Annotated in this window: 19 protein-coding genes; 8 read left to right on the plus strand and 11 right to left on the minus strand. The window is 67.2% G+C overall.

Translation table 11 applies throughout. The annotated features are described in order from the left end of the window. Positions 1-23: 23 nt before the first annotated feature. Positions 24-1952 carry a DUF2339 domain-containing protein gene (locus GFS60_RS20635; protein WP_159924115.1) on the plus strand — a complete coding sequence of 643 codons (1929 nt, stop codon included), beginning with the start codon at positions 24-26 and terminating at the stop codon, positions 1950-1952. Here the strand turns inward: GFS60_RS20635 and GFS60_RS20640 are convergent. From GFS60_RS20640 to trmB, 3 genes are read right to left on the minus strand one after another with little or no spacing between them, the layout of a single operon-like run. Beyond that, the gene (locus GFS60_RS20640; protein ID WP_159924117.1) at positions 1927-4944 is read right to left on the minus strand and encodes an MMPL family transporter; all 3018 of its coding nucleotides are present in this window, start codon (positions 4942-4944) and stop codon (positions 1927-1929) included. The genes GFS60_RS20635 and GFS60_RS20640 overlap by 26 nt on opposite strands. A gap of 10 nt (positions 4945-4954) precedes the next feature. Then, positions 4955-5689, minus strand: a complete 735-nt coding sequence (locus tag GFS60_RS20645; RefSeq protein WP_109333301.1) for an NYN domain-containing protein — start codon at positions 5687-5689, stop codon at positions 4955-4957. After that, the gene (gene trmB / locus GFS60_RS20650; RefSeq protein ID WP_201453407.1) at positions 5686-6462 is read right to left on the minus strand and encodes a tRNA (guanosine(46)-N7)-methyltransferase TrmB; all 777 of its coding nucleotides are present in this window, start codon (positions 6460-6462) and stop codon (positions 5686-5688) included. The genes GFS60_RS20645 and trmB overlap by 4 nt, the downstream gene beginning before the upstream one ends. A gap of 122 nt (positions 6463-6584) precedes the next feature. On the opposite strand from trmB, the gene GFS60_RS20655 reads away from it, so the two are divergent. The 4 genes from GFS60_RS20655 to GFS60_RS20670 all read left to right on the plus strand — a co-directional run bounded on the left by GFS60_RS20655 (position 6585) and on the right by GFS60_RS20670 (position 11608). Further along, positions 6585-7631 (plus strand): hypothetical protein, encoded by a 1047-nt coding sequence (locus GFS60_RS20655; protein ID WP_159924119.1) that lies wholly within the window; start codon positions 6585-6587, stop codon positions 7629-7631. After that, positions 7628-9094: a hypothetical protein gene (locus GFS60_RS20660; RefSeq protein WP_159924121.1), complete on the plus strand. Its 1467-nt coding sequence runs from the start codon at positions 7628-7630 to the stop codon at positions 9092-9094. Before GFS60_RS20655 ends, GFS60_RS20660 begins: the two co-directional genes overlap by 4 nt. A 93-nt stretch (positions 9095-9187) precedes the next feature. Beyond that, positions 9188-9499 carry a DUF6802 family protein gene (locus tag GFS60_RS20665; protein WP_159924123.1) on the plus strand — a complete coding sequence of 104 codons (312 nt, stop codon included), beginning with the start codon at positions 9188-9190 and terminating at the stop codon, positions 9497-9499. Between the two features lie 279 nt (positions 9500-9778). Next, a complete protein-coding gene (locus tag GFS60_RS20670; RefSeq protein ID WP_159924125.1) occupies positions 9779-11608 on the plus strand; it encodes a phosphoenolpyruvate carboxykinase (GTP) in 1830 nt (609 codons plus the stop codon). An 80-nt stretch (positions 11609-11688) separates the two neighbouring features. Here GFS60_RS20670 and GFS60_RS20675 read toward each other — a convergent pair whose 3' ends face one another. Then, positions 11689-12168 carry a VOC family protein gene (locus tag GFS60_RS20675; protein WP_159924127.1) on the minus strand — a complete coding sequence of 160 codons (480 nt, stop codon included), beginning with the start codon at positions 12166-12168 and terminating at the stop codon, positions 11689-11691. Positions 12169-12312: 144 nt separating this feature from the next. On the opposite strand from GFS60_RS20675, the gene GFS60_RS20680 reads away from it, so the two are divergent. After that, a complete protein-coding gene (locus GFS60_RS20680) occupies positions 12313-12813 on the plus strand; it encodes a hypothetical protein (RefSeq protein WP_230989960.1) in 501 nt (166 codons plus the stop codon). 76 nt (positions 12814-12889) lie between these two features. Here GFS60_RS20680 and GFS60_RS20685 read toward each other — a convergent pair whose 3' ends face one another. From GFS60_RS20685 to GFS60_RS20705, 5 genes are all read right to left on the minus strand, one after another. Then, on the minus strand, positions 12890-14338 hold the full coding sequence (locus tag GFS60_RS20685) for an aldehyde dehydrogenase (RefSeq protein WP_159924129.1): 1449 nt from the start codon (positions 14336-14338) through the stop codon (positions 12890-12892). Positions 14339-14369: 31 nt separating this feature from the next. Further along, entirely contained in the window at positions 14370-15515 is a 1146-nt protein-coding gene (locus tag GFS60_RS20690; protein WP_159924131.1) for a hypothetical protein, read from the minus strand. After that, positions 15512-16675 (minus strand): phosphotransferase family protein, encoded by a 1164-nt coding sequence (locus tag GFS60_RS20695; RefSeq protein WP_159924133.1) that lies wholly within the window; start codon positions 16673-16675, stop codon positions 15512-15514. Before GFS60_RS20695 ends, GFS60_RS20690 begins: the two co-directional genes overlap by 4 nt. Before the next feature lie 105 nt (positions 16676-16780). Next, positions 16781-17665 carry an ROK family protein gene (locus GFS60_RS20700; protein ID WP_159924135.1) on the minus strand — a complete coding sequence of 295 codons (885 nt, stop codon included), beginning with the start codon at positions 17663-17665 and terminating at the stop codon, positions 16781-16783. Positions 17666-17667: 2 nt separating this feature from the next. Further along, positions 17668-18423 (minus strand): class I SAM-dependent methyltransferase, encoded by a 756-nt coding sequence (locus GFS60_RS20705; protein ID WP_159927395.1) that lies wholly within the window; start codon positions 18421-18423, stop codon positions 17668-17670. 172 nt (positions 18424-18595) lie between these two features. Here GFS60_RS20705 and GFS60_RS20710 point away from each other — a divergent pair, with 172 nt between their 5' ends. Then, positions 18596-19849: a glycosyltransferase family 4 protein gene (locus GFS60_RS20710; RefSeq protein ID WP_159927396.1), complete on the plus strand. Its 1254-nt coding sequence runs from the start codon at positions 18596-18598 to the stop codon at positions 19847-19849. Here GFS60_RS20710 and GFS60_RS20715 read toward each other — a convergent pair. After that, positions 19757-21511: a hypothetical protein gene (locus GFS60_RS20715; RefSeq protein WP_159924137.1), complete on the minus strand. Its 1755-nt coding sequence runs from the start codon at positions 21509-21511 to the stop codon at positions 19757-19759. The genes GFS60_RS20710 and GFS60_RS20715 overlap by 93 nt on opposite strands. Positions 21512-21565: 54 nt before the next feature. On the opposite strand from GFS60_RS20715, the gene GFS60_RS20720 reads away from it, so the two are divergent. Next, entirely contained in the window at positions 21566-22768 is a 1203-nt protein-coding gene (locus tag GFS60_RS20720) for a polysaccharide biosynthesis protein (protein ID WP_159924139.1), read from the plus strand. 121 nt (positions 22769-22889) lie between these two features. Here GFS60_RS20720 and GFS60_RS20725 read toward each other — a convergent pair whose 3' ends face one another. Next, entirely contained in the window at positions 22890-24038 is a 1149-nt protein-coding gene (locus GFS60_RS20725; RefSeq protein WP_109333274.1) for a DUF3068 domain-containing protein, read from the minus strand. Positions 24039-24043 lie beyond the last annotated feature (5 nt).

Consider the following 24043-nt stretch of genomic DNA (forward strand, 5'->3'; position numbering starts at 1 on the left):
AGTGGTCGCCGGACGATGAATACATGTCCACACCCGGGAATCCGTCCGTCGATCCGCGTCTGATCGCCAAGCTGTCCGGCGATTTCTCCGCTCTCGGCCAGCAGATGCGGCACGTGGGCGAAAATCTCGCCATCCTGCAGGCGCAGTTGTCGACCGTTTCGCAGCCTTCCTCCGAGCCGGCACCTCGGCCCGGACCCGTACCGCAGCCCGGATGGGCGCAACCTCCGCAGGTCCAGCAACCTCCCCAGCCCCAGCAACCTCCCCAGCCGATGTACCGGCAGCCGGCTCCTCATCCTTCTGCGCCTCCGCCTCCGGTACCCCAGGCGCCGCCGCAGTTCCGGCCTGCACCCATCCCGCCGCCCAGAGTGGCCCGGGAACCGTGGTGGCAACGCGACGGTGTCATCAGCCGCATCCTCGCGGTCGCGGGTGTGGGTGTGACGCTCATCGGGGTTGTCATGCTGCTGGTCCTGGCCGCCCAGGCCGGGTTCTTCGGTCCGGGACTGCGGGTCGCCTCCGGAGCGATTTTGTCAATCGTGCTCGTTCTCCTCGGTGCCCGTGTGTTCGACCGACCGGGTGGCAGGGTCGGCGGAATCGCCCTCACCGCAACGGGTATCGCCGGTGCGTATCTCGACGTGGTCGCCGTCGCCGTCGTGTATCACTGGCTGCTTCCAGCCCTGGCGATGGTCGTGGCACTCGGGGTCGCCGGAGTCGGCGTCGCTCTGGCCGTCAGATGGTCGTCGCAACCGCTCGCCGTACTGGTCGTGACGGGTGCCGCGGTGCTCGCCCCGGTCCTCACCGACGGCATATCGCTCGCCTTGATCGGGTTCCTCTTCGTCGTCCAGGTGGCCGGCTTCCCGGCCCAACTCGGCCGCGTGTGGCCGTATCTGGCGATTACGCGCACCCTTCCCGTGGTGATCGCGCTGCTGATCGTGATCGTCGACCTCGGGGCGGACGACGGGCAGATGAGGAACTGGGCGTTGGCCAGTGCGGTGCTGGTCGCGTCGTTCGGTCTGGTCTCGTCGATCCTGCTGCTCCGGAGAAATGGGCGTGACATCACCGCGACAGCGATGATCGTAACCACCGCAGTCCCGATGCTTCTGGTATCAGACCTCTTCGGCCGAGTGCAGTCCACCTTGATCACACTCGCGCTCGCGGCCGCGATGTTCGGGACCTGGATGGTGGTGCGGCCGCTGCCTCTGCATGCGCGCAGTGCGCTCGCAGGCACTGGGGCCATCGCGCTGTTGCTCGCCTGCCTGGTCGGTGCCGGCGGAGAGAGTGCACCGCTCGTCGTACTAGGGATGGGAACGCTGTTCCTCACCATCGGTGGCCAGGCGTCCTCTCGCATCGCCTACGCGGTCGGGGCAGCGTTCGCGGTGATCGGTGGTCTGATCTTCCTCGACAGCGCCCCGCCGTTCGTCCTCGGCGACGAGTACAGCGCGGTCGACCTGCTCGGGATCACGACTGTGCTGTCCGGGTTGGTTCTCGTCGGCACGGTGGTGTTGCTCGTCTGGTACGCGCACTCGCTGCGGCTGATCCGCAGCGCTACCGCACAACCCGTCTGGGTTCTTGCCGGACTCGTGATTCTCTATGCGGTCACCACGGTCGCGGTGTCGGTGGGTACGGCGATTACGGGCACATCCGTCGGCTTCATCGCCGGTCACTGCGTCGCCACGATCGTGTGGATGATGGCCGCCACTGCTGCACTCGTGTTCGGTCTGGCTCACCGCGAGTACGCCCACACCGCACTGGGTGCCGGACTGGCGCTGACTGCGGCCGCACTGGCCAAACTGTTCGTGTTCGACCTGGCGATGCTCGACGGCCTGTTCCGCGTACTCGCCTTCCTGGTGGTCGGCCTGCTGCTACTGCTCGCGGGAACGCGTTACGCCAGGGAATTCGCGGAGCGCGACACCGGGCGCGGCTCGTCGGTCAGCGCCGATTCTGCCGAGCGATGAGTTCACTGACGCTGACGGCGTTGCCGTCGTCCGCGCGGTGCCTGCCGCTCGACGTGTCTTCCTGGTCGGCCGGGGGGTGTTCGACACCGCGTCGACGGGAGCCGTTGGTCCCCGTGCCGCCGTTGGTCCCCGGACTGCCGGTGGCACCAGAGTTGTTGCCGTTGGTGCCACCGGCGCGTCGAGTGCTACCCGCGGGGTCCGGGGGGTCAGGCAGGGCACGACGCCGGGTCGGCATCGAGGGAACCGGCCGGGCAGGAGACGACTGGGGGGTCTCCTGCTCGTACGGCGCCGGCACCGAACGCGGCGATCGGGTGGGAAGCGACGGCGTCTGTTGCGTGGGGGTGCTCGGCCGCGGTTCCGCGGGAGACGAGACCGGGCGGGGTCCCGCCGCGGAGGTGGACCGCAGGTCTGCGAGCCAACTCTCGATCGGTCGAGACTGCGTGGCAGGCCCGGTTGCCGTGGTCGCTTGCCGTGGCGGCTGCTGGGCCGGGCGAGGCGGTTGCGCGGGACGGGTCTGCCGATTGGTGCGCGACGGAGCGGTGGCAGGACGCGGAGCAGCCGGCGAGGGCAGAACCGTGGTGGGGGGCTCGGCCGGTGGTGCGTCGTCGACCCGCTTCGGCGGCTGGGCAGGCCTGCCCGTGGCCGACCGACGGGCCTCGGTCTCCGCGCGCCGTGCTTTCGCCTCGTCCTCGGACATCTTCGCGGCGAGCGCCTGAGCGGTGACGAGCGGAATCGGCTCGGTGAGCGGTTCGGGCTTACGGGGAGCGGGCGGCGCCGAAGGCTTCCTGCGCGGTGGTGCTGCCCCCACGGGGGTCAGTTCGGGGACGTCCGCAGGCATCAGTTCGCTGTCGAGGATCGGCTCGGCGAGACCCGTCTTCTCCTGGATGCGTTTCATCCACGCGGGCGCCCACCAGCAGTCGTCGCCGAGAAGCTTCATCGTGGCCGGGACGAGGAACATACGGATGAGCGTGGCGTCGATGATCAGGGCGGCGATCATGCCGTAGGAGATGTACTTCATCATCACCAGTTCCGAGAACCCGAACGCGCCCGTGACGACGATGAGAATGAGGGCGGCGGCGGTGATGATCCGCCCGGTGTGCGCAGTGCCGATGCGGATGGATTCCGTGGTACTCGCGCCCTGCGCACGCGCCTCCACCATGCGTGAGAGCAGGAACACCTCATAGTCGGTGGAGAGGCCGTAGACGATGGCGATGATGAGCACCAGCACCGGCGACATGATCGGGCCCGGGGTGAAGTTCAACCAGGCCGACCCGTGACCGTCGATGAAGATCCAAGTCAAGATGCCGAGCGTGGAGCCGAGACCCAAGGCGCTCATCAGCGCGGCCTTGATCGGCAGCACCAGGGACCCGAACGTCAGGAACATCAGCAACGTCGTCAGGAAAAGGACAGAGATCACCATCGTGGGCAGGTGTTCGAGCAGTGCGGCGATACTGTCCTGCTCGATGGCCGGCGTTCCACCGACCAGCACCTGCGTGCCGTCGGGAGCGTCCATTGCGCGCAGATAGTCGATCGTGGGCTTCGACTCGTTACGGTCCACCAGGCCCGCCTTGAGGACGACGACGCCGTCCTTGACCGCGCCCTCCGGGGAGAACTTCTCGATCAGGCCCGGCGCGCCGCTGGCTTCCTTGATGATCTGGCCCAGCGCCTTGTTGTCGGCGTTCGACACCACCAGCTTGACGGGTTCGGTGCGCATGCTGGGGAAGATCTCGTCGAACTGTTCCTGCGCGGCACGAGTCGAGCTGTCCGGCGGCAGGTACGTCTCGTTGATGCCACCGAACTTGATGCCCGTCAACGGGACGATCAACAGGAGCAGCCCGACCACGATCGGGATGGTGACCTTCAGCGGATTGCGCATCACCCAGCGGGTGAGGCGGCCCCAGACGCTGGCCTCGATTTCCTCCGTGTTCTTGGTTTGACGGAAGCGCTCGAAACTGAGGGCGTCGATGCGCTTGCCCAGGATGCCCAGAATCGCGGGCAGGATCGTGATGGACGTGAGCGCCGCGAGTCCCACCGTCGCAATGGCGCCGTAGGCAACGGACTTCAGGAAGCCCTGCGGGAACAGCAGCAGACCACCGAGGCTGGCGACGATCATGGTGGCCGAGAACACCACGGTGCGTCCCGAGGTCATCACTGTTCTCCGGACGGCGGAGCGGGTGTCGTACCCCTCCGCCATCTCTTCTCGGAAACGGCTGACGACGAACAAGCCGTAGTCGATGGCGAGGCCGAGACCCACGAGGGAGACCACGGGCGCGACGAACGAGTTGACCTCGGTGAAGTTGGTGATGAGACGGACGACACCGTTGGCGCCGACCACGGTGAGACCGCCGATGATCAGCGGCAGCGCCGCCGCCACGACACCACCGAACACGAAGAAGAGCAGGAGGCCGACGGCCGGGATCGCGAGGATCTCCATCCGCTTGATGTCCTTGGCCATCGTGTCGTTCAACGCGCCCGACACCGGTTGCAAGCCGGCGAGCTGCACGTCGACGCCGTCGATGTAGAACTCGTCCTTGATGTCGCGGAAGTTGGCGGTGACCTCGGTGTCGTTGTCACCGACGATGGCGATGCTCTCGATCGCGTGCTGCTTGTCCGGGCTCGAGGCGGCGCTCAGAGTCGGGGCAGACCCGACCTTGAAGTACCCGCCGTTGATCTTGAGGATTTTGTCGGGGTGTTCCGCGGCCAGCGATTCGAGGTTGGCGACGATCTTCGCCTGGAACTCCGGATCCTCGATGGTCTTGCCCTCGGGAGCCGTGTAGAGCGCCACCACATCGCTGTTGGTGTCGCGGCCGAAGGTGCTGTCGGCAAGCTTGGACGCGGCGACCGATTCCGAGCCCGGATCATCCCAGCCGGACTGGCTGAGATGCTTCTCCAAACCCAGACCGTATGCGGCGGAACCGAGCAACAAAGCCACCATGATGCCGATGACGGTGAATCGGGCCCGGTAGACGACGCTTCCCCAGCTCGCGAACACTGATCAACTCCTACTCGGCAGCACTCTTCCGCCCGACGAGCAGGGCGGAAAGCGGTCGGAACGGCTGCAACCAGGCACCCTCGTCGGGCAATGTGTCGAGGCTGACCCGAGGAAGTGGTTCCCGGAACACGCCGGGGATGTCCTCGAGATCGACGAAGTCCAGAAGATCGGACGCAACCGCCCAGCTGGCGTGCTCGCGGAACCCGAGTATCTGGACCGGTATGCCGGTCGCGGCGATGTTCTCCAACGGTTCACGAAATGCCTGACCGTCGGCGGAGGCGACCATGACACCGGCCAGCCCCTCACCATGCCGGAGCGCGATGTGGTCCAGCATGTCGGAGTCGACGTCGCTGTCCTCATCGATCTTCGGCTTGGCGAACACCGCGAAGCCCACATTACGCAAGGCTTCGACCCACGGTCTCACAACATCGGCGCTGCCAGCCGCGATATTGGTGAAGACGGTCGCTTCGGGTTCGAGTGTGTCGGTGCCGGACGCCGACAGTTCGGCGGTCCGGGAGAGGAGCCAGCGGCCGAGGGCGTCGAATCGTGGCCGGTAGGCCGCCGTCGGGCGACCGCCGAGGATGGCGCCCAGGCCCATGTCGAGGTTCGGCGCGTCCCAGACGAGAAGGACTCGCTTCTGGTGGCGTCCGTCACGTGCACCCACCACGGGAGATCCTGACGACACCGCGGTGCCGGCAGAGCCCGTAGGCAACCCGCCGGAGATGTACTGCTCGCTGACGCTCATGACCTGATCTTCCCCCAAATCAACTCGGTGATCGCACTCCCGACCTGATGGGCCTTGTCTTCGAACTTCGTCACCGGACGCTCGTGTGTCATCGGGGACTCCCAGTCGAGGGAGGTCAACAGCGGTTCCGCGTTGCCCGCCTCGGCGATCGCCTCGGCATACTCGGCGTGATCGGTTGCAACGTGCAACACACCACCGGGCTTCAACCGACTCGCGATCAGCGCAAAGGTGGGGGCCTGCAACAGGCGGCGCTTGTGGTGACGGGCCTTCGGCCACGGGTCCGGGAAGAAGACACGGACACCGGTCAGCGATTCGGGTTCGACCATATTCTCGAGAACGTCCATGGCGTCACCGCGCAGAACACGGATGTTGGGGATGCCGTCGCGCTCGATCTGCTGCAGTAGCTGTGCGAGCCCGGGGCGGTACACCTCGACGGCCATCAGATTGACGTGCGGTTCGGCTTTCGCCATCGCCGCTGTGGCGGTTCCGGTGCCCGAGCCGATCTCGAGGATCAGAGGTGCGTCGCGCCCGAACCAGGTGGCCGCGTCGAGGCGGGTGTCGGAGACCTCGGCACCGATTTTCGGCCACTGCCGATCCCACGACTCCTGCTGGGCAGGGGTCAGCGCCCCCCGGCGGGAGCGGAAACTCGTCACCCGGGGGTGCAGTCGAGATCCCGTCTTACGCGGAGTCTGTCCCTCCTCGGGGACGGCGGGTGCTTCCTGATCGGCGTGGTTCACCGGACCATTGTCACGCATGGGGGGCGTTTCTGGCATACGGGTCTGAAGTTGACATTGAGACTTTCTGGTCGATCGGCGGCGCAGCCTGCATGGTTGCCCACGCCGGTTTCGCGGAAGTCTGACAGAATCCTGACGGTACGAAGGGGGGTGATCGCGTCATGGGCACTGTAGATGCCGGGGGCGGCGAATTGGACGAACTCGCAGATCGGGTGGCGGTATCGGACCGTGCGGCGGGGGAGAGCGTTCGGGAAGTCGCGGCACTACTCCGCGCGCCGATTCGTGTGCACATCACCGGTCGTGCGGGTGTGGGGAGAACCACTGTCGCGACCGCAGTAAAAGAAGGTGCAATTCCGGGTGCCGTGATCGAAGAGCCCGGTCCGCTCGATGTGCCCGGCGCGCCCGACCCCGTTTTGGACGGTGACGTCGTGGTGTGTGTTCTCGTCGAATCGGTGCGTGCCGCCGACCGTGTGGCAGTCGCCGGGGTGGACGCCGAGCGCGCACTGCTCGTACTCAACAAGGTGGACGCACTCGGCGAATCACGCGAGCCGGCCGAGGTGTGGGCGGCGGCGCTCGCGCGGGCGGCGGAGTGCTCGTCGGACGCCGGCCTGCCCGTGCTGCCGCTGATCGGCTCCCTGGCGACCGCACGAGCTGTGACGGAGGCCGACCTGCCCGTCCTTCGTCAGCGTCCGCGCGACCTTTCTTCGGTGTGGGATGCCCACGGTGTCGCGGTAGCGAGCGCGGCGCTCGAGGCGAATGCGCAACTCGACGCGCCGGCAGTCACCGCCCTGTTGCGCACGGCCAGCGGTGTGGACGAGGTAGTGGGAGCGGTCGCCGCTCGAGTTGCGCACGTCCGGGCGGACCGAGGCGAGTGTGCGCTCCTTTCTCTCCGGTCGTTGGCGGCCCGCAACGCCGGGGTCCGCGACGCACTCGAGGAGTACCTCGCGGGAGATTCCGCCGTGGCGCTCGCGGCCGCGGCCGGCCGACTCCACCTCGTCGACTGGAATCGGGAGGCGCCGGCCGAGCCCGGCACCGCCGAGGACGCCGTCCGGTGCGCGCACTGGTGGCGCACGCAACTCAGTGGAAACCCCACTGCCCGGCAACGACGGGCCATCGTCGACGTCCGGCGGCATTACCTACGGATTTGGCGGCGGATGGGCGGCAGTCCGGACGACGGCCGGACCCTCGCCGCCCGCGGGCCCGGATGACGCAGGAGTTGACGGATCTGCCCGCGGAGACCGTCGATGTCGTTTCCCGGTGGAATCCCGCAGCAACCGTCCGGCTCGGGGCCCGGACCGACACCGGACACGAGCTCTTCGTCGCCGGGCTACGTCGGGCGGGCAAGACCACCCTCGTCGACGCGCTCCGTTCCCTCGACGAGTCCGCCTTCGATCTCGTCGACGACCCGCTCGACGCCGGCGTGGTGCTGATGGTGCTCGACGCCGCCGCGCCACTCGGGCGCGAGGAACTGTCCGTTCTCGACGTGGTCTTGCGTCCCGCATGCCCGGTGGTGTTCGCCCTGACGAAAATCGATGTCCACCGAGAGTGGGCCACCGTCCGCGAGCGTGACCGCGCCCTGCTCGCCGGTCATGCGGAGCGGTTCGCCGACGTGACCATCCACCCGGTCGCGGCCGGAGTCGGGGGAGGCCCGGCCCGCGGATCCGGGGTCGAGGCACTGCTCGAGGCCCTCCTGTCCGCGGCGGGTGGCCAATCGAGGAGCGCGCGGTCGGGCACCGAAAGGGTTCTCGAGCAGACTCGCCGGATGATCGTGGCAACCGGCCGATCCATCCGGGAGGCCGATTCGGGTGCCGACCTTCGTGCCGAACGGACCCACCTGCTCGCGCACCGCGATGGCCGGCGTGCCGAGCGAGTTGCTCGACTGCGCAGCGAGGTGCAGCTCGGCAAGGTCGAATTGATACATGAGGTGTCCACGCAGATCCGGGCGGCGGGGGTGGCGGTGCGCGCCGACATCGATCGGGCGGGACGTGCGGATCTCGCCGACTACCCGGACCGGCTCGCCGACGTCGTGGCGCAGCTGGGCGCGGACCTCGAAGGCGTGGTGACCACGCGACTCGACCACCTGCGTGCGCGCGCCGGTGTCGCCGCGCCCGCTCCGCGGGACACCGGCCCGAAACCCGATTACCTCGCCTCGGGACGCCCCGAACCCCGCCACCGGGGGCTGGAAGACCGCATGACGATCCTGATCGGGGCATCGGCGGGTCTCGGGCTGGGCCGCCTGATAGTGGCACCGTTGTCGGTGGTGCCCGCCCTCGACATCGCGTCCGTTCCGCTCACCCTGACCCTCGGCGGCGTGGTGGCGTGGTGGCTCGCCCGTGCGCGTGGTCACATCGCCGAGCGCTCCCACGTGCGTCAGTGGGCCACTGAGTCGCTCACGACCGTGCGTGCGCAATGGGAGCAGCTGGTTCTCGGCCGGTTGTTGTCCGCCGAAGCGGAGATCAGCGAGATGATCCTCGAGGAGAGCAGGTCGCGCGCCCAGGAGGTCGACACTCGGGTGGCGTCGATCGACGGAGAGTTGCGGACACTGACGTCGAGGCGCAACGGTCAGCTTGCTTCATGCGAACGGGACATCGCGGCCATCGATCGCGGGCTGCGGGAAATTCGCGACATCTCGAGGGAACCGAAACATCGTCCGGAACGTCAGACTACGTAGAGGCGGTCGGCCGAATGTGTCCACATGTGTGTGGAACCATGTTGAATTGCGTCCGCCTCTCTGTGAAACTGTGGGATGTGAAGGGAGATCGCCGTGGCCACCGCTGAGAGTTTTCTGGTCCCCGATGTGCCCTCATTCAATCCCGACACGTTCGGTGAGGACTCCGGAGCGGTGGCTCTGACCGCTCCCACGCATGACATCGACGGTGACGGTCTCCTCGACACGCAGACCTTCGAATCCGGAAATGCCCTGGTAGTCGTCTCGGATATGGACGGCGACGGCGACGCCGACCACCTGACGACGATCTCCGACAACGGCGCGTACGCATCCTGGGAATTCCACCGCGGCACGGACGGCGTCGCGCAGTGGAAACAGACTGATGACGGGACCCTCGGTAACGGCTAGTATCTCCCCGAAAACAGCCGTCAGGCGCGGGAAAGGCGCCGGACGGCTCTACTGAATCGTTTCTGTGACCTTTCCTACCGCACCCGGTTCCCCTAGATGGGACCCGCGGCGTTAACCTCTAGGGATAGGACACCCGGCGCCCGCGTCTTCCATGTGGCATGGACGGCCTGGCTGGACCCCGCCGAGAGGGGAAAATCGGACCGTCTGGCACTCGTTGCGAGGGGCTCTTTCGCAACGGACGGCAGATGGTCCGGTTCCGGCTCACCCCAGGAGAGTTTGATGACCTCAGCGACCATTCCCGGTCTGAACGGAACTGACGGCACGCCCCCCACGGAGCACAGTGAGCTGCTCGCCTGGGTTCGAGAGGTTGCCGAACTCACGCAGCCCGATCGCGTCGTCTTTGCAGACGGCTCGGATGACGAATGGGATCGACTGACCTCGCAACTGGTCGACGCCGGTACGTTCACCCGCCTCAACGAGGAGAAGAAGCCGAACTCGTTCCTCGGCAACTCCGACCCGTCGGATGTGGCACGTGTCGAATCGCGGACCTACATCTGCACCAATGAGGAGATCGGAGCCGGTCCCACCAACAATTGGATGGACCCGGCCGAGATGAAGGCCCTCATGACCGACCTTTACCGCGGTTCCATGCGGGGTCGGACCATGTATGTCGTCCCGTTCTGCATGGGACCTCTCGGTGCCGAGGATCCGAAACTGGGTGTCGAGATCACCGACTCCGAGTACGTGGTCGTCTCGATGCGCATCATGACGCGCATGGGTACCGCTGCCCTCGAGAAGCTGGGCAAGGACAAGCCGTTCGTCAAGGCACTGCACTCGGTGGGTGCGCCCCTCGAAGAGGGTCAGGCCGACGTGCCGTGGCCGTGCAGCGACACCAAGTACATCACCCACTTCCCCGAGACCCGGGAAATCTGGAGCTACGGTTCCGGCTACGGCGGCAACGCCCTGCTCGGCAAGAAGTGCTACTCGCTGCGCATTGCCTCGGCCATGGCCCACGACGAGGGCTGGCTGGCCGAGCACATGCTGATCCTCAAGCTCATTTCGCCGGAAGACAAGGCGTACTACATCGCCGCTGCCTTCCCGAGCGCATGTGGCAAGACCAACCTCGCCATGATCCAGCCCACCGTTCCGGGCTGGCGCGCCGAGACCCTCGGTGACGACATCGCGTGGATGCGATTCGGCGAAGACGGCCGCCTGTACGCCGTCAACCCGGAGTTCGGATTCTTCGGTGTCGCACCGGGCACGAACCACGGTTCCAACCCGAACGCCATGAAGACGATGGAGTCCGGCAACACGCTCTTCACCAACGTCGCCCTCACCGATGACGGCGATGTGTGGTGGGAAGGCCTCGAAGGCGACCCGCAGCATCTGACGGACTGGAAGGGCAACGACTGGACGCCCGAGTCCGGTGAGAAGGCCGCCCACCCGAACTCGCGGTACACCACCCCCATGTCGCAGTGCCCCATCCTCGCTCCCGAGTGGGACGATCCGCAGGGTGTGCCGATCTCGGCGATTCTGTTCGGTGGCCGTCGCAAGACCACGGTCCCGCTGGTCAGCGAGTCGTTCGACTGGCAGCACGGCACGTTCCTCGGTGCCACCCTGTCGTCCGAGCAGACCGCAGCGGCGGAAGGTGCCGTGGGCACCGTGCGCCGCGACCCGATGGCGATGCTGCCGTTCATCGGTTACAACGCCGGTGACTACCTGAACCATTGGATCAACGTCGGCAAGAACGCCGACGCCCAGAAGCTGCCGAAGATCTTCTACGTCAACTGGTTCCGCCGTGGCGACGACGGCCGGTTCCTGTGGCCAGGTTTCGGCGAGAACTCGCGCGTCCTGAAGTGGATCGTCGACCGCATCGAGCACAAGGCCGGCGCCGAGTCGACCCCGATCGGTTACGTCCCGACCGCAGCTGACCTCGAGTTGGACGGTCTCGACGTGAACACGGCGGACGTGGACGAGGCACTGAAGGTGAACGTCGACGAGTGGAAGCAGGAATTGCCCCTCATCGAGGAATGGTTCGAGTTCCTCGGCGAGAAGGTGCCGTCCGGTATCCGTGACGAGTTCGAGGCACTGAAGCAGCGCCTGGGCTAGTCCCTGTACACAACCGAATGCCGCAGTAGTTCAGTCTGACTGAACCACTGCGGCATTCGGCGTCGAAGGGGCGATTACGGTCAGCCCTGCGCGGCTGCCCACTCCTCGACTCGCCGTTGGGCCTCCTCGTCCGAGACGTTCTCGACGCGGGTCATGATCGCCCACCGGTGCCCGAATGGGTCGAGGATGGAGCCGAAGCGGTCACCGGTCACGAAAGTGGACGGCTCCTCGAACACGGTTGCCCCGCGCTCGACGGCGCGGCGGAACGTGGCATCGACGTCCTCGCAATACAACACATACGAATGGTTGACGGTGTTCGTGCCGTCGGGTGCGTGGAGGCCCGTCGTCGGCATCGGATCACTGAGCTGCAGCCGGCCGTTGCCGAAGTCGAGCTCGGCGTGCATGACGGAACCGTCGGGGCCGTCCATGCGCTGAACAACGGTCGCGCCGAACACCTCGGTGTAGTAGTCGATGGCCGCGGCTCCGCCAGCCACCACCAAATACGGCGTAATGGTCGTGTATCCGTGCGGTACAGGGCGCACAGCGTCTGTATTGGTCATGGTCCCAGTGTGCCGCCCGGGCAGGTGTCTGCATTGAACAAACCCGACCGATTCGGAGGGAACCCGGCAGGACTTCCGCGAATCCCATACCATTCGGTCTGTAAGTGTCATGATTTCGAAGCTCACCGACGAAAGGATTGACGAATGCAGCCAGGAACCAGTAAGGGCATGAAGCGACTCGCCGGAGGTGCCGCATGTGCCGCGGCCGCTGCGGCCGCCGTATCCATGGCCATGCCGGCGACTGCTTCGGCAGCAACGGAGGTAGCCCCTCCGACCGTGGTGACCGAGGTGGACGGAAACACCCTCGACATCACGGTGACCAACCCGAATGTCTTCGAGCTCACCGATCCACAGTCTTGTGGCGCAGTCGCGTTCGACGCCACCAGGCTCCCGGAAGTCCTCTCCAACCCCGCCGTCGTTCTCCAGCCGGGATTTGCGGCGTGGATGACTCCACTGCCCGAACGGGTGGTTGCGAACGCCACCGGTGACGCGGTCAAGACGTTCACCACATCGGAACTCGCGGACGGCGCCTACGCGGTGATCGGCGAGTGCCTCTCGCTCAGTACCGTCGCGAACCCGCAGACCACGCTGCCGCAGATCGTCTTCGTCGGCGGCCCGCTGGATGGCATCCAGTTCGGCAGCTAGACGTCGAAGCGCTTCGCGCCCGTGCGCCTTTCTGGTAGCAGCAGCTACCAGAAAGGCGCACGGGCGGCGGAGCCGCCTAGTCTGTGTAGCCGGGCGGGTAGAGCACGGACTTGGTCTCACAGAAGGCTTCGACGCCTTCCGGTCCGTCCTCGCGCCCGACGCCCGAGTTCTTGTATCCGCCGAACGGGGAACCGGGATCGAAGGCGTACCAATTGATTCCGTAGGTACCGGTGCGGACCTGGGCTGCCACCTCGAGTCCCTTCTCGACATCGGTGGTGTACACCGAGCCGGCGAGCCCGTAGTCGGAGTCGTTCGCGATCTTGATGGCCTCGTCGACGGAATCGTAGGGAATCACGCACAGCACGGGCCCGAAGATCTCTTCCCGGGCGATGGTCATGGAGTTGTCGACGTCCGCGAAGATCGTCGGCTCCACGAAGTACCCGGTCTCGAGGCCTGCTGGACGTCCGCCGCCCAGCACCAGGCGCGCACCTTCCTCCTTGCCCTTGGCGATGTAGCCCTCGACTCGTTCCCGCTGCTTCTCGGAGATCAGAGGACCGAGCTGCGCCGCCGGGTCGGACGGGAGTCCGACAGGGAAGAAAGCGGCGGTGGCCACCATGCCCTCGACTACTTCGTCGTACCGCGACCGCGGCGCCAGGATGCGGGTCTGACCGACGCAGGCCTGACCGGTGTTCATCAGCCCGGACATCACGAGCATCGGCATCGTCGACGCGAGATCGGCGTCCTCGAGGACGATCGCGGCGGACTTGCCGCCCAGCTCGAGGGAGCAGCGCTTGAGATTCTGCGCTGCGATGGCGCCGATCTTGCGGCCCACCGCGGTGGAGCCGGTGAAGGTGATTTTGTCGATGTCGGGGTGCGAGACGAGGTACTCACCCGTCTCGGCGCCACCGGGCACGAGCGACAGCACACCCTCTGGGAGTCCGGCCTCGGTGAAGATCTCGCCGACGATATTGGTGGTCAGCGGTGACTCCGGGGCCGGTTTGAGTACCATCGTGCACCCGGCGAGCATGGCCGGGCCCAACTTGTTGATCGCCAGGAAGAGGGGCACGTTCCAGGCGATCACGGCGGCCACGACACCGACCGGCTCCCGAGTGACGCGGGAGCGGCCGAACGCACCCGAACGTTCTTCCGTCCACGGAAACGAATCGGCGAGTCCGGCGAAGTAGTTGATCGTGGCGAGGGACGGGGTCACCTGCATCATCTGCACCGACGCGGGAGGCTGACCCATCTCCGACGAGAGCACGCCGGCGATCTCGGCCGTGCGTTCTTCGAGGAGCTTCGCGGCCTTCGCAATCACCTGCGCCCGTTCGGTGGGCGACATGCGTGGCCACGGGCCGTCGTCGAATGCGCGTCTCGCGGCGGCGACGGCGGCGTCGATATCCTGCGGCCCGGCAACCGGAACCGAGCCGACACGTTCTTCGGTTGCGGGAGAGAACACTTCGAGCACCTGATCGGTGGACGGCGCTACCCACTTGCCGCCGATGTAGAGCTTGTCGTAGTCGGTCATTCTTCCATTCCCTCGTTGATTGCCCACCCGGTCAGCGAGCGGTGTCGGTGAAACTGTCGAATCCATAACGTGCGTGTGGGCCGATCGCCGCGACTTCGAAAAGTCCCGTGCCCACCACAGTGTCGCCACCGTCGTCCAGACGGAAGCGGGTCAGATTGTCGACGGGGCAGAACATGCGCAGTCCCGGATCGATCTCGGACGCCTGCTTGCGCAGTCCTTGAACCACCAGCTCGCCCTGCCACATCCCGTGCCGCCAGTCGGCTTCGAGCCCGTAGCCGGTGCCGATCCCGATGTAATTCGAAACCAGGAATTCGCAGGTGACACTGACGGTCTCACGCCCGGGCCGGTGGAAGGTGAGTGAAGCCGCGGCCACGTCCCGGGTGCCGGGCTCGAATTTCAGCTCGTGCTCGGGCCTGCCGAGCCACTCGGGCTCACGACCGTCGTCGGGCCAGATGCGGACCGCCTCTTCGACGATGCGCCTGCCGCGTTCGTCTTCTTGCAGCACCACGCAGATCGAGTAGTCGTCGAACTGCATGACCGAGTAGATCCAGAAGAAGTTCTGGATACCATCCACGGCGCGTCTGCCGGGCGGCTCGGATTCGCCGACCGGGCGTACTCCCCACGACCGGTCGCGGTTGCCGCGCCAGCTGTCCGGCGTGACCGATCGTGGTGCGCCGTCGATCGTCAGCTCGCCTGTCCAGGTACCGGTCTGGACGAAGCGGCTGGTGTCGAAGGTGACCCGTTCGAGCTGGCGGCGGAAATGTCGTGGCTCGAGCGTCGCGGGGACGGCGGCGTCGAAGGTGAGGTCGAACGAGAGGTCGTACTCGCCGGGTTCGAGCACGATCCGCAGTCGTTGCAGCCCCTCGAGGACCTCGACGCGGAACGGTCCGACAGTGGTGTCGGAGCGGTCGGGACCGAGGGCCCTGGAACCGCGCACGACGATGTGGTCGTCACCGCGGCGTAGCACCGCGAACGCGTCCGCCACACCGAGATTGGGGTACTGGCCGAGACCGACGATGAGGAACAGATCCGTCTCGGCCGACGGGTAACAATTGAAGTAATAACGGTCGTAGAAATTCCGGTCGGACGTCCCCACCCGGCGGATCGGCTCGGCCACCTGATGCACCGGGTAGTCGTCCATCGGTGACAGCGGATTGCCCGCGAAGTCTGCGTTCATCGGAGCTTCTCCCCGTACGTGCCGTCGAGCATCGCTTCGAGCGACGCGCGGTGCATGATCATGTCGTCGGGGTCTTCCGGTGCGACGGCTTGCCCGAAGTGGATGGCGCGGGTCTGGATTCGCAGCATGATGGTGGCTTGCCGCAGCGCCGCGTACACCGTGTAGTACTCGAGGTTGCGGGGAGCGTGGCCCGTCAGTTCCTCGTAGGTCGCGGCGATGTCGTCGACGCGCAGGAAGTCGGGGAGACCGCCCAAGCCCGCGACTTCGGCAATGTCTTCGAAGAACCGATGCAGGTACGCCATCCATCCGAGATCGAGTTCACGCGGTCCGAGTGTGGCCATCTCCCAGTCGAGTACCGCCACCGGCCGGAAATCTTCGTACATGATGTTGCCGATGCGGGCGTCTCCCCAGCAGAAGACGGCGGGTGACGAATCGTCGGGACGGTTCTCCTCGAGCCAAGCAAAGCTGCGCTCGATCAGCGGGGACCGCGGCCCCGACAGGGTGGTCCACTCGTAGTACTCACGCTGCTGGCGGATGTGCGCGGCGAGTGACTCGGCGGCCGTCGGGCCTGCATCGGGGAGTCGCAGGAAATCGAACCGGTCCCACGGGCGGTCGATGTCGTGCAGTTTCGCGAGCACCTCCACCGAGGTGTGCTGGAGTCGTGCGCGCTGGGCGCCGGTCGCCTCGGTCACCCAGGACCCGAAGTTGTACGGCATCACGTCCGGCGGGACCTGCCCGGACACCCGGGTCATGACGAAGAAGGGCGCACCGAGTGGTTCCGGATTCGTCTCGGACCAGTAGACGACCGGGACAGGGACCGACGAGTGTTCGCGGACCTGGGCCATCACCTGGAACTGGTTGTCGAGGTCGTAGCGGGGGAAGACGGGCATGGTGCTGTCGGCCGGGGCTACCCGGGCGACCAGCGGATGTCGTTCGCCCGACCACACGGCGTCGAACAGGATGGTTTCGCTGGACATTCCGTTGGCATCGGGAAGGTGGACGTGCGTGACCTCGGCGACGGTGCCGACGGGCAGTTGGGCGGACAGCCACCGCTCGAGCCGTTCGCGCAGGATTTCGGGGTCGCGCTTGGAGCTGCTGGGTCGGGCGACCTCGGACTGATGGGTGGAGTCGTCGGCAGATCGGGCAGCGCTCGTGCTCACGAGTCACCTCCTCCTCGACTGAACGTGGTGTGACCCTGAACACTAGAACACGTTACAGAATTTCGGAATAGAAGGGGAGAACTGGCGCCCGGATCGAGGGGGGCTTCAGCTGTCGAGCGCGAGAACTCCGGCCCCGACGAGCGTTCCGGTGGCGCCCAACTCCGCGGGTACGACGCGCAGATCCGAGACGAACGTCAAGCGGGCGTGCCGGGCGGCGGCCGCGCGCAGGGGCTGCCAAAGCGCCGGACCGGCCTGGGCGAATCCGCCGCCGACGACGGCGAGGTCGATATCGAGCAACGCCGCAGCGGAGGCGATGGCGACGCCCAGGGCGGTACCCGCGCGGTCGAGTGCTGCGACGGCCACAGGGTCGCCCGACACTGCCGATGCCGCGATGTCGATGCCCGTCGTACCGTGCCAGCCCTGCGAACGCGCCCACCGCACGGCCGCGGGACCGCTCGCCACCGTTTCGAGGCAGCCGACGCCGCCGCAGGTGCAGGCCTCGGTGCCACCCGGAATTACCAGGTGACCGATGTGCCCGGCGTTCCCGGTGCGCCCGGTCGCGATACGCCCACCGAGAACCACACCGCCGCCGATGCCCGTCGAGACCACCAGGGAGACGAGATCCGCCGTTCCGCGCCCGGCTCCGTGGCGATGCTCGCCGAGGGCAGCTGCGGCGCCGTCCATGGCGAGCCGCGTCCGCGCGTCGGGGAAGAGGCCGCGGACGGCGTCGACCAGGCCGAACCCGGCCGACCACTCGTCGATGTTGATGGGGGAGACACGACCGCTCGTCGAGTCGACCGGTCCCGCGCAGGCGATGCCGACGGAGGTGATCGTGGCGTCGGCCGCGACTTCGCGCAACAGCGTGGCGGACGCGTCCCAGACTCCGGACGCGGGGGTCGGGGTGATCGACGGTTCCGGGACGGTGCCGCCTTCGGCGACAAGTCCGGCGGCGATCTTGGTGCCGCCGATATCGAGCGCCAGGCGGGCCACGGTCAGCGCTTCTTCAGCACGAGGACGAGATTGCTCACCAGAAATTCGCGCAGGCCCGGGACCCGCACCATCCACCACGCCCACCGCGGATGGTAGCGAGGAAACGCTGCGAGGAGCTCGGCGTCGGTGGTGCGTTCGGCCCACCGAAGACCTTCGGTGGCACCGACTTTGAACAACGACACGCCGTAGCGGTTCTTGGGTTCACGACCGGTTTTCCGGGCGTACCGGCGGGCGGCGTATTCGCCACCCAGTGCATGCCACGGGCCGGTTTCGTGCCCGCCGAACGGTCCCCACCACAACGTGTACGACAAGACGATCAGGCCGCCGGGTTTCGTGACCCGGACCATCTCGTCGGCCATCGCCCACGGCTTGCTGACGTGCTCGGCCACATTGGAGGAGAAGCAGATGTCCACCGAGGACGTGCGGAACGGCAACGCGAGCCCCGAACCGCGGATGGCCCCACCCACGGTCAGACCGGCTGCGTGCATCTCCGACGGGTCGGGTTCGACCGGGACGTACCGGGCACCGGCCTCCAGGAAGACATCGGCGAAGTAGCCCGGTCCGCCGCCCACGTCGAGCACCGTGGTTCCGGTGAGGTCGTCGTCGGTGAGTCCGCAGTACAGGTCGCCGATGAGCTCGACCGAATCGCGGGCCAGTGCACCGTAGAACAGGTCGGGCGCGGTCTGCTCGTGCCGGAAGTCGCTCAGCAGCCCGAACGACCGCTTCAAGGTTGCCCGTCGACCGAATCGTCGGGTCACGGGTGGCGTCGTCACGGATAAGAACCTTAGCGACTGGGGCCCAGCGGACGGCAATCCTGCGCGACGCTGCAACGCTCGACCCAGTACGACCGATAGGGTGTTCGAGGACTATCGAGCGGCAACCCCGCCTCGGACCGAGAAAGAGCCGCACCGACCACAGGAGTTCATGAACGTGCACGAGGTTCTGCTGCTCTGCTGGCGAGACACCGGGCACCCGCAGGGTGGCGGCAGTGAGCGGTATCTCGAGCAGGTCGGGGCGCAGCTCGCCGCGCGGGGAATCAAGGTGACTCTGCGGACCGCCGGTTACCGGGGCGCGCCCAAGAAAGAGACGGTCGACGGTATCGAGATCAGTCGCGCGGGCGGTCGGTACAGCGTCTACCCGCGGGCGCTGGCGGCCATTGCGGCAGGACGGCTCGGGTTCGGACCCCTCAAGGGCATCCGCCCGGACGCTGTCATCGATACCCAGAACGGCATCCCCTTCTTCTCCCGCACCGTCGCGGGTGCACCGGTGACGCTGCTGGTGCATCACTGCCACCGCGAGCAGTGGCCGGTCGCAGGAAGGCTGGTCGGCAAGATCGGCTGGTGGGTGGAATCGCGACTGTCCCCGCGTACTCACCGCGACAACCAGTACCTCACCGTGTCGCTGCCCTCGGCCGATGAATTGGTCGAACTCGGTGTCGAGCGCGAACGGATCGCCGTCGTGCGCAACGGTGCCGACGACATTCCTGTCGGCGTCGCGGTCGGCTCCGGGCAGACCCGTACCGGCCACCCGAGCGTGTGTGTCCTCTCGCGTCTCGTCCCGCACAAGCAGATCGAGGACGCTCTCGAAGCTGTTGCGGCCCTGCGGCCTACGATCGCCGACTTGCACCTGGACGTCATCGGCGGCGGCTGGTGGGAACAGAACCTCCGAGACCGTGCCCACGAACTCGGCATCGGTCACGCAGTCACCTTCCACGGTCACGTGGACGAGTCGCGCAAACACGAACTGCTGTCACAGTCGTGGGTGCACGTGATGCCTTCCCGCAAGGAGGGATGGGGTCTCGCGGTGATCGAGGCTGCGCAGCACGGTGTTCCGACCGTGGGTTACCGCAGCTCCAAGGGCCTGACGGATTCGATCGTCGACGGCGTGACCGGGGTCCTGGTCGGCGGCATCGACGCCGCCACCGCCGATGTCGGCGACCTCACGGCGGCGGTCAGCGCGTTGCTCCTCGACGCGGAGACTCGCATGGTCCTCGGTGAGAAGGCACGCGTGCGTGCGGGAGAATTCTCCTGGGAGCAGACCGGCAACGGTGTACACGAGGTGCTCGCCGGTACCGCCGCAGGTCTGCGGACCTCAGGACTGGTGTCGCCGGTGCTGCCGCGTCCGGAGGCGCGGGACCGCACGCTCCGTGCGCTTCAGGGCCTCGAACACGCCGGCGCCGAGTAGTCCGCCGATCAGCAGCGCTGCCCACAGCGCGTGTGCTGCGATCACGGTCGCCCGCATCTGCGCGGTCGCCTCCCGGGCCGTCACGTCGCCGTCCACTCGATACAACGCGAGATGCTCGTCCGAGAACAACGGTTGCAGCGCCGCCAGCGTGGTCGCGGATTGCCCGTGCGGCCCGGGCGTGTCGCGCTCGACGAGCACCCAGCGCACCCCGAGCGACGCCAGATCCGAGGGCGAACCCCCGCCCTGGAGTACCCGTTCCACCTTCTGCGCGCGGGAACCCTCGCCTGCGACGGCACGCCCGTCCACCACCAGTTCACCCGACTGCAGGACGTCCACGGGCAGCAGGCGGGGCGCCGGGTCGAGGACGGCCGCCTTCCCGCTGTACGGGAATCGGCGGAACATGCCGGTGGGCAGGACCGCGACGTCACCGCTGTCCGGTTGGGCCTCGAGCCGGGACGTCACCTGCTCCCATGATTGTGGGTACCGAACCGGCCGGAGCGCGCCGCCCACACCCCACACGAGGTCGGGCAGGGCCAGCACCACGATCAGGACGGCCGACACCGACGAGAGGGCGGGGCGTCGCAGCACCGCCGCGGCCGCGGCCAGAACGTAGAGCGGTGCCGCCGCGGCCACCCACTTCTGCCCGTCCCGGAACAGGCCGGCGCCGGGCACGTTCTGCACCGCCCACCGGCCGAGGTCGAGACCCCAGGGCGTGGCGCCGATCGTCGGCATCACTACCGCTGCCACGGCGAGGACCGCGAGGGCCTTCACCACGGGATGGCGACGTCGCCGCCACAACGCCGGTACACCACAGAGGACCACGGCGAGCAACATCACCGTGCCTACCAGGGCGAACAGCGTCATGCGACTGTTCGGAACGGCAGCGTCGTTCCACACCCCGCCGAGTCCGAGCAGGCTGCCCACTGTCGCGAGTCCCGGCTCGGCGCGCGCCGCGAACGCCGCGACCCCGGCGGGGTCGGAGCTGTCGGCACCTCCCGTGGAGAGCGCGGTGGCCGCCAGCCAGGGCGCGCTCGCGAGACCGAACAGCACCAACACACCGGCCGACCTCCACAGCGCAGACGACCGCCCGCCCGGAACCACCAGGACCGCCAGCGCCGTCACTGCCGCGAGCATCACACCGGTCGGGGTGAGGCCTGCTGCCGCGAAGCAGGCGGCGAGCGCGAACCAGCCCTCCCGTCGACCCCGGCGAATGGCGAGCGCGGCACACACCGTCCACGGCAGCGCCGCATACCCGGCCAGCAGGCTCCAATGACCTTGGAGTAGTCGCTCGGCTACGTACGGGTTCCACAGCATCACCGTCGCACCCACCAGCTGGGAGCCGAGCCCCGCCGTGGGCAGCACGGCGCGCACCATCCGGGCCGCGCCCCAACCGGCGGCCCAGAGGGAGAGAAACAGGACCGCTTTCACCACCAGGCCACCGTCGACAATCGTGCTCAGCGCCGCGATCAGCGCGTCCTGCGGTACCGCGCGCGCCGCGGCGTCCGTCAGACCCAACGCCGAATCCGTCGGGTACGAGCGGGGTGTGCTCACCGCATCACGCAGCAGCAGATATCCGGGTCCGAAAAGAGGGCCGAGAATCACTGCGGCCAAGACCAGGCTGTAGCCCGCCGGAACGGACAGTGTTCGGCTCCGGGCGGTCATGAGCGGCCACGATACGTGGTACATCAGCTCGGCTCGTCCGCCGCGTAGTGCATCATGGGGCGCATGACCCGCCAGAGCCTCACCACCTCGGCAGTCGCCGGGGTGACGATGGTGACGGCCGGGTCGATGGTCGCGAACGTCGCGTCCTACCTGCTGCATCTTCCGGCCAGCCGCTGGCTCGGGCCGGCCGGTTACGGCGAGTTCGCGAGCCTGCTGGCCGCCCAGCTGGTTCTGGCCGTGCCTGCGCTCGCGCTGCAGACCGTCGTTGCGCGCGAAGTGGTCCGGGGCCGGGGTGCGCATGCGGTGCGTCAACTCGGCTATCGATGCGCCGTCATCGTCGGAATCGCGGCGCTTCTCCTCGCACCTGGAGTGGCATGGGCACTGGAGACGGGCATGCTCGCCACCGTCTCCGCGTTGATCACCGCGCCGGTGCTGGTCCTGCTCGCCACCGAACAGGGACTCCTGCAGGGCGCCGCGCGTTTCGGTCCCCTCAGCATCGTCCTCGCCGGCGCCGGGATAGCGAAGGTCGTCCCCGCCGTCGTGGTCCTCGCCGTGGGCGGAGGACCGGGATTCGCGCTCGCCGCCAGTGCAGTCGGAACGGGCGTCGTCGCTCTGGCCGCGCGAGTGTTCGCCGACCCGGACCCGGCCGGGGCGACGAGCACACCCATCGGAGTCGCGGCCGTCCTGAAGGCGTCGCAGGTGCAGTTGGCGCTGATCGCGTTGTCGTCGATGGACCTCGTCCTCGCCCGCATAGTCCTCAGCAACGACGACGCCGGTCTCTACGCCCTCGGCGCGGTCGCGACCAAAGCCGCGTTCTGGCTTCCACAGGCGGTCGGTGTGGTGCTGTATCCCCGGATGGCCAACCCAGCACACTCCGTGCAGGCCGTCCGATCGGCGATCGCCGTCCTGGTCGGCCTCGGCGCCGTCTTGGTCGCGGTCGTCGCAGTGAGCGCCCCGCTGGTCCCACTCCTCGTCGGCGAGGCGTACCAGCCGGTGCAGTCACTGCTGTGGCTGTTCGCCCTCCAAGGTGCCTGCCTGGCGGTGCTCCAAGGTGCCCTGCTGTCCGCCATCGCCGGGGAGCGAACGTACCTGGCAGTCATTGCCTGGATCGGATTCGCCGTCGAGATGGCCGGCATGCTCACCCTCGCCTCCACCGTCGGTCAGTTCATCGGTGTGGCCGTCACCGTTGCGGCGAGCACCGCGGTGGTCGCAAGCGTTCTCGCGGTCCGGAGCGCCCGGCACGCGGTAGCGGTCTAGGTCGCTCGCTCGGGTCGCTTCGTGCGGCACCCAGCCCACCGGCCGCGGACACGACGAAGGGGACCCCGGCTATTTCCGAGGTCCCCTTCGTCGTGTCTACGTGGTGTCCGGGTGGACTGCTCTACCGCTGGTCGTACCTGCGCGGATCGGCGACCGGAATTTCTTCGGTCTTGTCCGTGGTCCAGTCGTGCTGTTCCGTCGGCGCGTCCGAACCTTCATAGTGGCGTCCACCTTCCGCAGGGGGTACGCCACCGCCGGTGGTCCGGGCCGGCTGCGGGCCCTTGCCGCCGCGGAGTCCGAGGATGATGCCCGCGATGAGTGCGATGAGGCCGAGGATGCCCGCGATGATCGGGACGGTGCGCCCGAAGGTGCTGATCTTGTCCATTCCGTCACGGGCCTGCTGGACCTGGTACTCGATGGTCTCCTCGTTGAAGGGCAGTTCGACCTTGAGGACATCGATTTCGGGCCGGGCCTTGTTGCGGGCGTAGTACTGGTGCAGCTGCTCCTGGCCCTTGACCACGACACCGGTTTCGGGCTCGACCCATAGGTCGCGGACGTTGGTGTACCAGCGCGTCATGGTGACGGGCAGCGTGCCGCCGGGGACCCCCCAGGCTTCGGCGGGCAGGGTCAGCTTGTTGGTGGGCGAGTTGACCACCTTCGACAGATCGACCGGCTCGATGGTCTGGTTGTAGTGGTACACCTTCAGGCCGTTGATCTCCGTCTCCTCGACGAAGTTGATGTCCTGCGTGGCGCGAGCGCTGAGGTCGAAGTAGGGGTAGCTCTTCTGCTCCGCGTTGAACGGGAACTTGTACTGCAGTCCGTCGCGCGGAACTTCCTCGGCAGGCTGGTTGGGCTGCGTCTGAATGGTGCCGACCGGGTCGTTCGTCGGCATCGACGTCTGGCGGTCGACGGTGTTGCGGTCGACGATCGCGGACAGCAGGCCGGTGTCGCCCTGCTTGTCGGTGCGCCGCAGTGTCTGCCCCGCCTGGAGAGTGACAACATCCGCGTTCGCGGGGTCTTCGGTGGTGACGTAGCGCTGTGACACCAGTGGAACGTTCGTGTTTACTTCGGCCTTGCCTGCGAGGAGAGCCTGCGAATTGAGTACGCTGCCGGAGCCTTCGGCAATCGTCGTCACTTCGAGGTCCAACGGCGTCTTCTCCAACTTGCCCACCGTGTAGGTGGGAATGAGTATGGCGACGGCCAAGAGGAAGGCACCGAGGCCCACCAGAATGCAAGCAAGTATCCGGCTCGGCCCTGAGCGCTCCGCCATGCTGT

It is taken from the genome of Rhodococcus sp. WAY2, from assembly GCF_009859915.1.
In the GTDB taxonomy this organism is placed as follows: domain Bacteria; phylum Actinomycetota; class Actinomycetes; order Mycobacteriales; family Mycobacteriaceae; genus Rhodococcus_F; species Rhodococcus_F oxybenzonivorans.

Bases quoted from the DNA above. Each gene is read 5' to 3' on its own strand.
- GFS60_RS20725 (WP_109333274.1), bottom strand. From the start codon at position 24,038: ATGGCGGAGCGCTCAGGGCCGAGCCGGATACTTGCTTGCATTCTGGTG.
- GFS60_RS20680 (WP_230989960.1), top strand. From the start codon at position 12,313: ATGCAGCCAGGAACCAGTAAGGGCATGAAGCGACTCGCCGGAGGTGCC.
- GFS60_RS20655 (WP_159924119.1), top strand. From the start codon at position 6,585: ATGGGCACTGTAGATGCCGGGGGCGGCGAATTGGACGAACTCGCAGAT.
- GFS60_RS20635 (WP_159924115.1), top strand. From the start codon at position 24: ATGTCCACACCCGGGAATCCGTCCGTCGATCCGCGTCTGATCGCCAAG.
- GFS60_RS20645 (WP_109333301.1), bottom strand. From the start codon at position 5,689: ATGAGCGTCAGCGAGCAGTACATCTCCGGCGGGTTGCCTACGGGCTCT.
- GFS60_RS20685 (WP_159924129.1), bottom strand. From the start codon at position 14,338: ATGACCGACTACGACAAGCTCTACATCGGCGGCAAGTGGGTAGCGCCG.
- GFS60_RS20675 (WP_159924127.1), bottom strand. From the start codon at position 12,168: ATGACCAATACAGACGCTGTGCGCCCTGTACCGCACGGATACACGACC.
- GFS60_RS20670 (WP_159924125.1), top strand. From the start codon at position 9,779: ATGACCTCAGCGACCATTCCCGGTCTGAACGGAACTGACGGCACGCCC.
- GFS60_RS20715 (WP_159924137.1), bottom strand. From the start codon at position 21,511: ATGACCGCCCGGAGCCGAACACTGTCCGTTCCGGCGGGCTACAGCCTG.
- GFS60_RS20690 (WP_159924131.1), bottom strand. From the start codon at position 15,515: ATGAACGCAGACTTCGCGGGCAATCCGCTGTCACCGATGGACGACTAC.
- GFS60_RS20660 (WP_159924121.1), top strand. From the start codon at position 7,628: ATGACGCAGGAGTTGACGGATCTGCCCGCGGAGACCGTCGATGTCGTT.
- trmB (WP_201453407.1), bottom strand. From the start codon at position 6,462: ATGCCAGAAACGCCCCCCATGCGTGACAATGGTCCGGTGAACCACGCC.
- GFS60_RS20720 (WP_159924139.1), top strand. From the start codon at position 21,566: ATGGGGCGCATGACCCGCCAGAGCCTCACCACCTCGGCAGTCGCCGGG.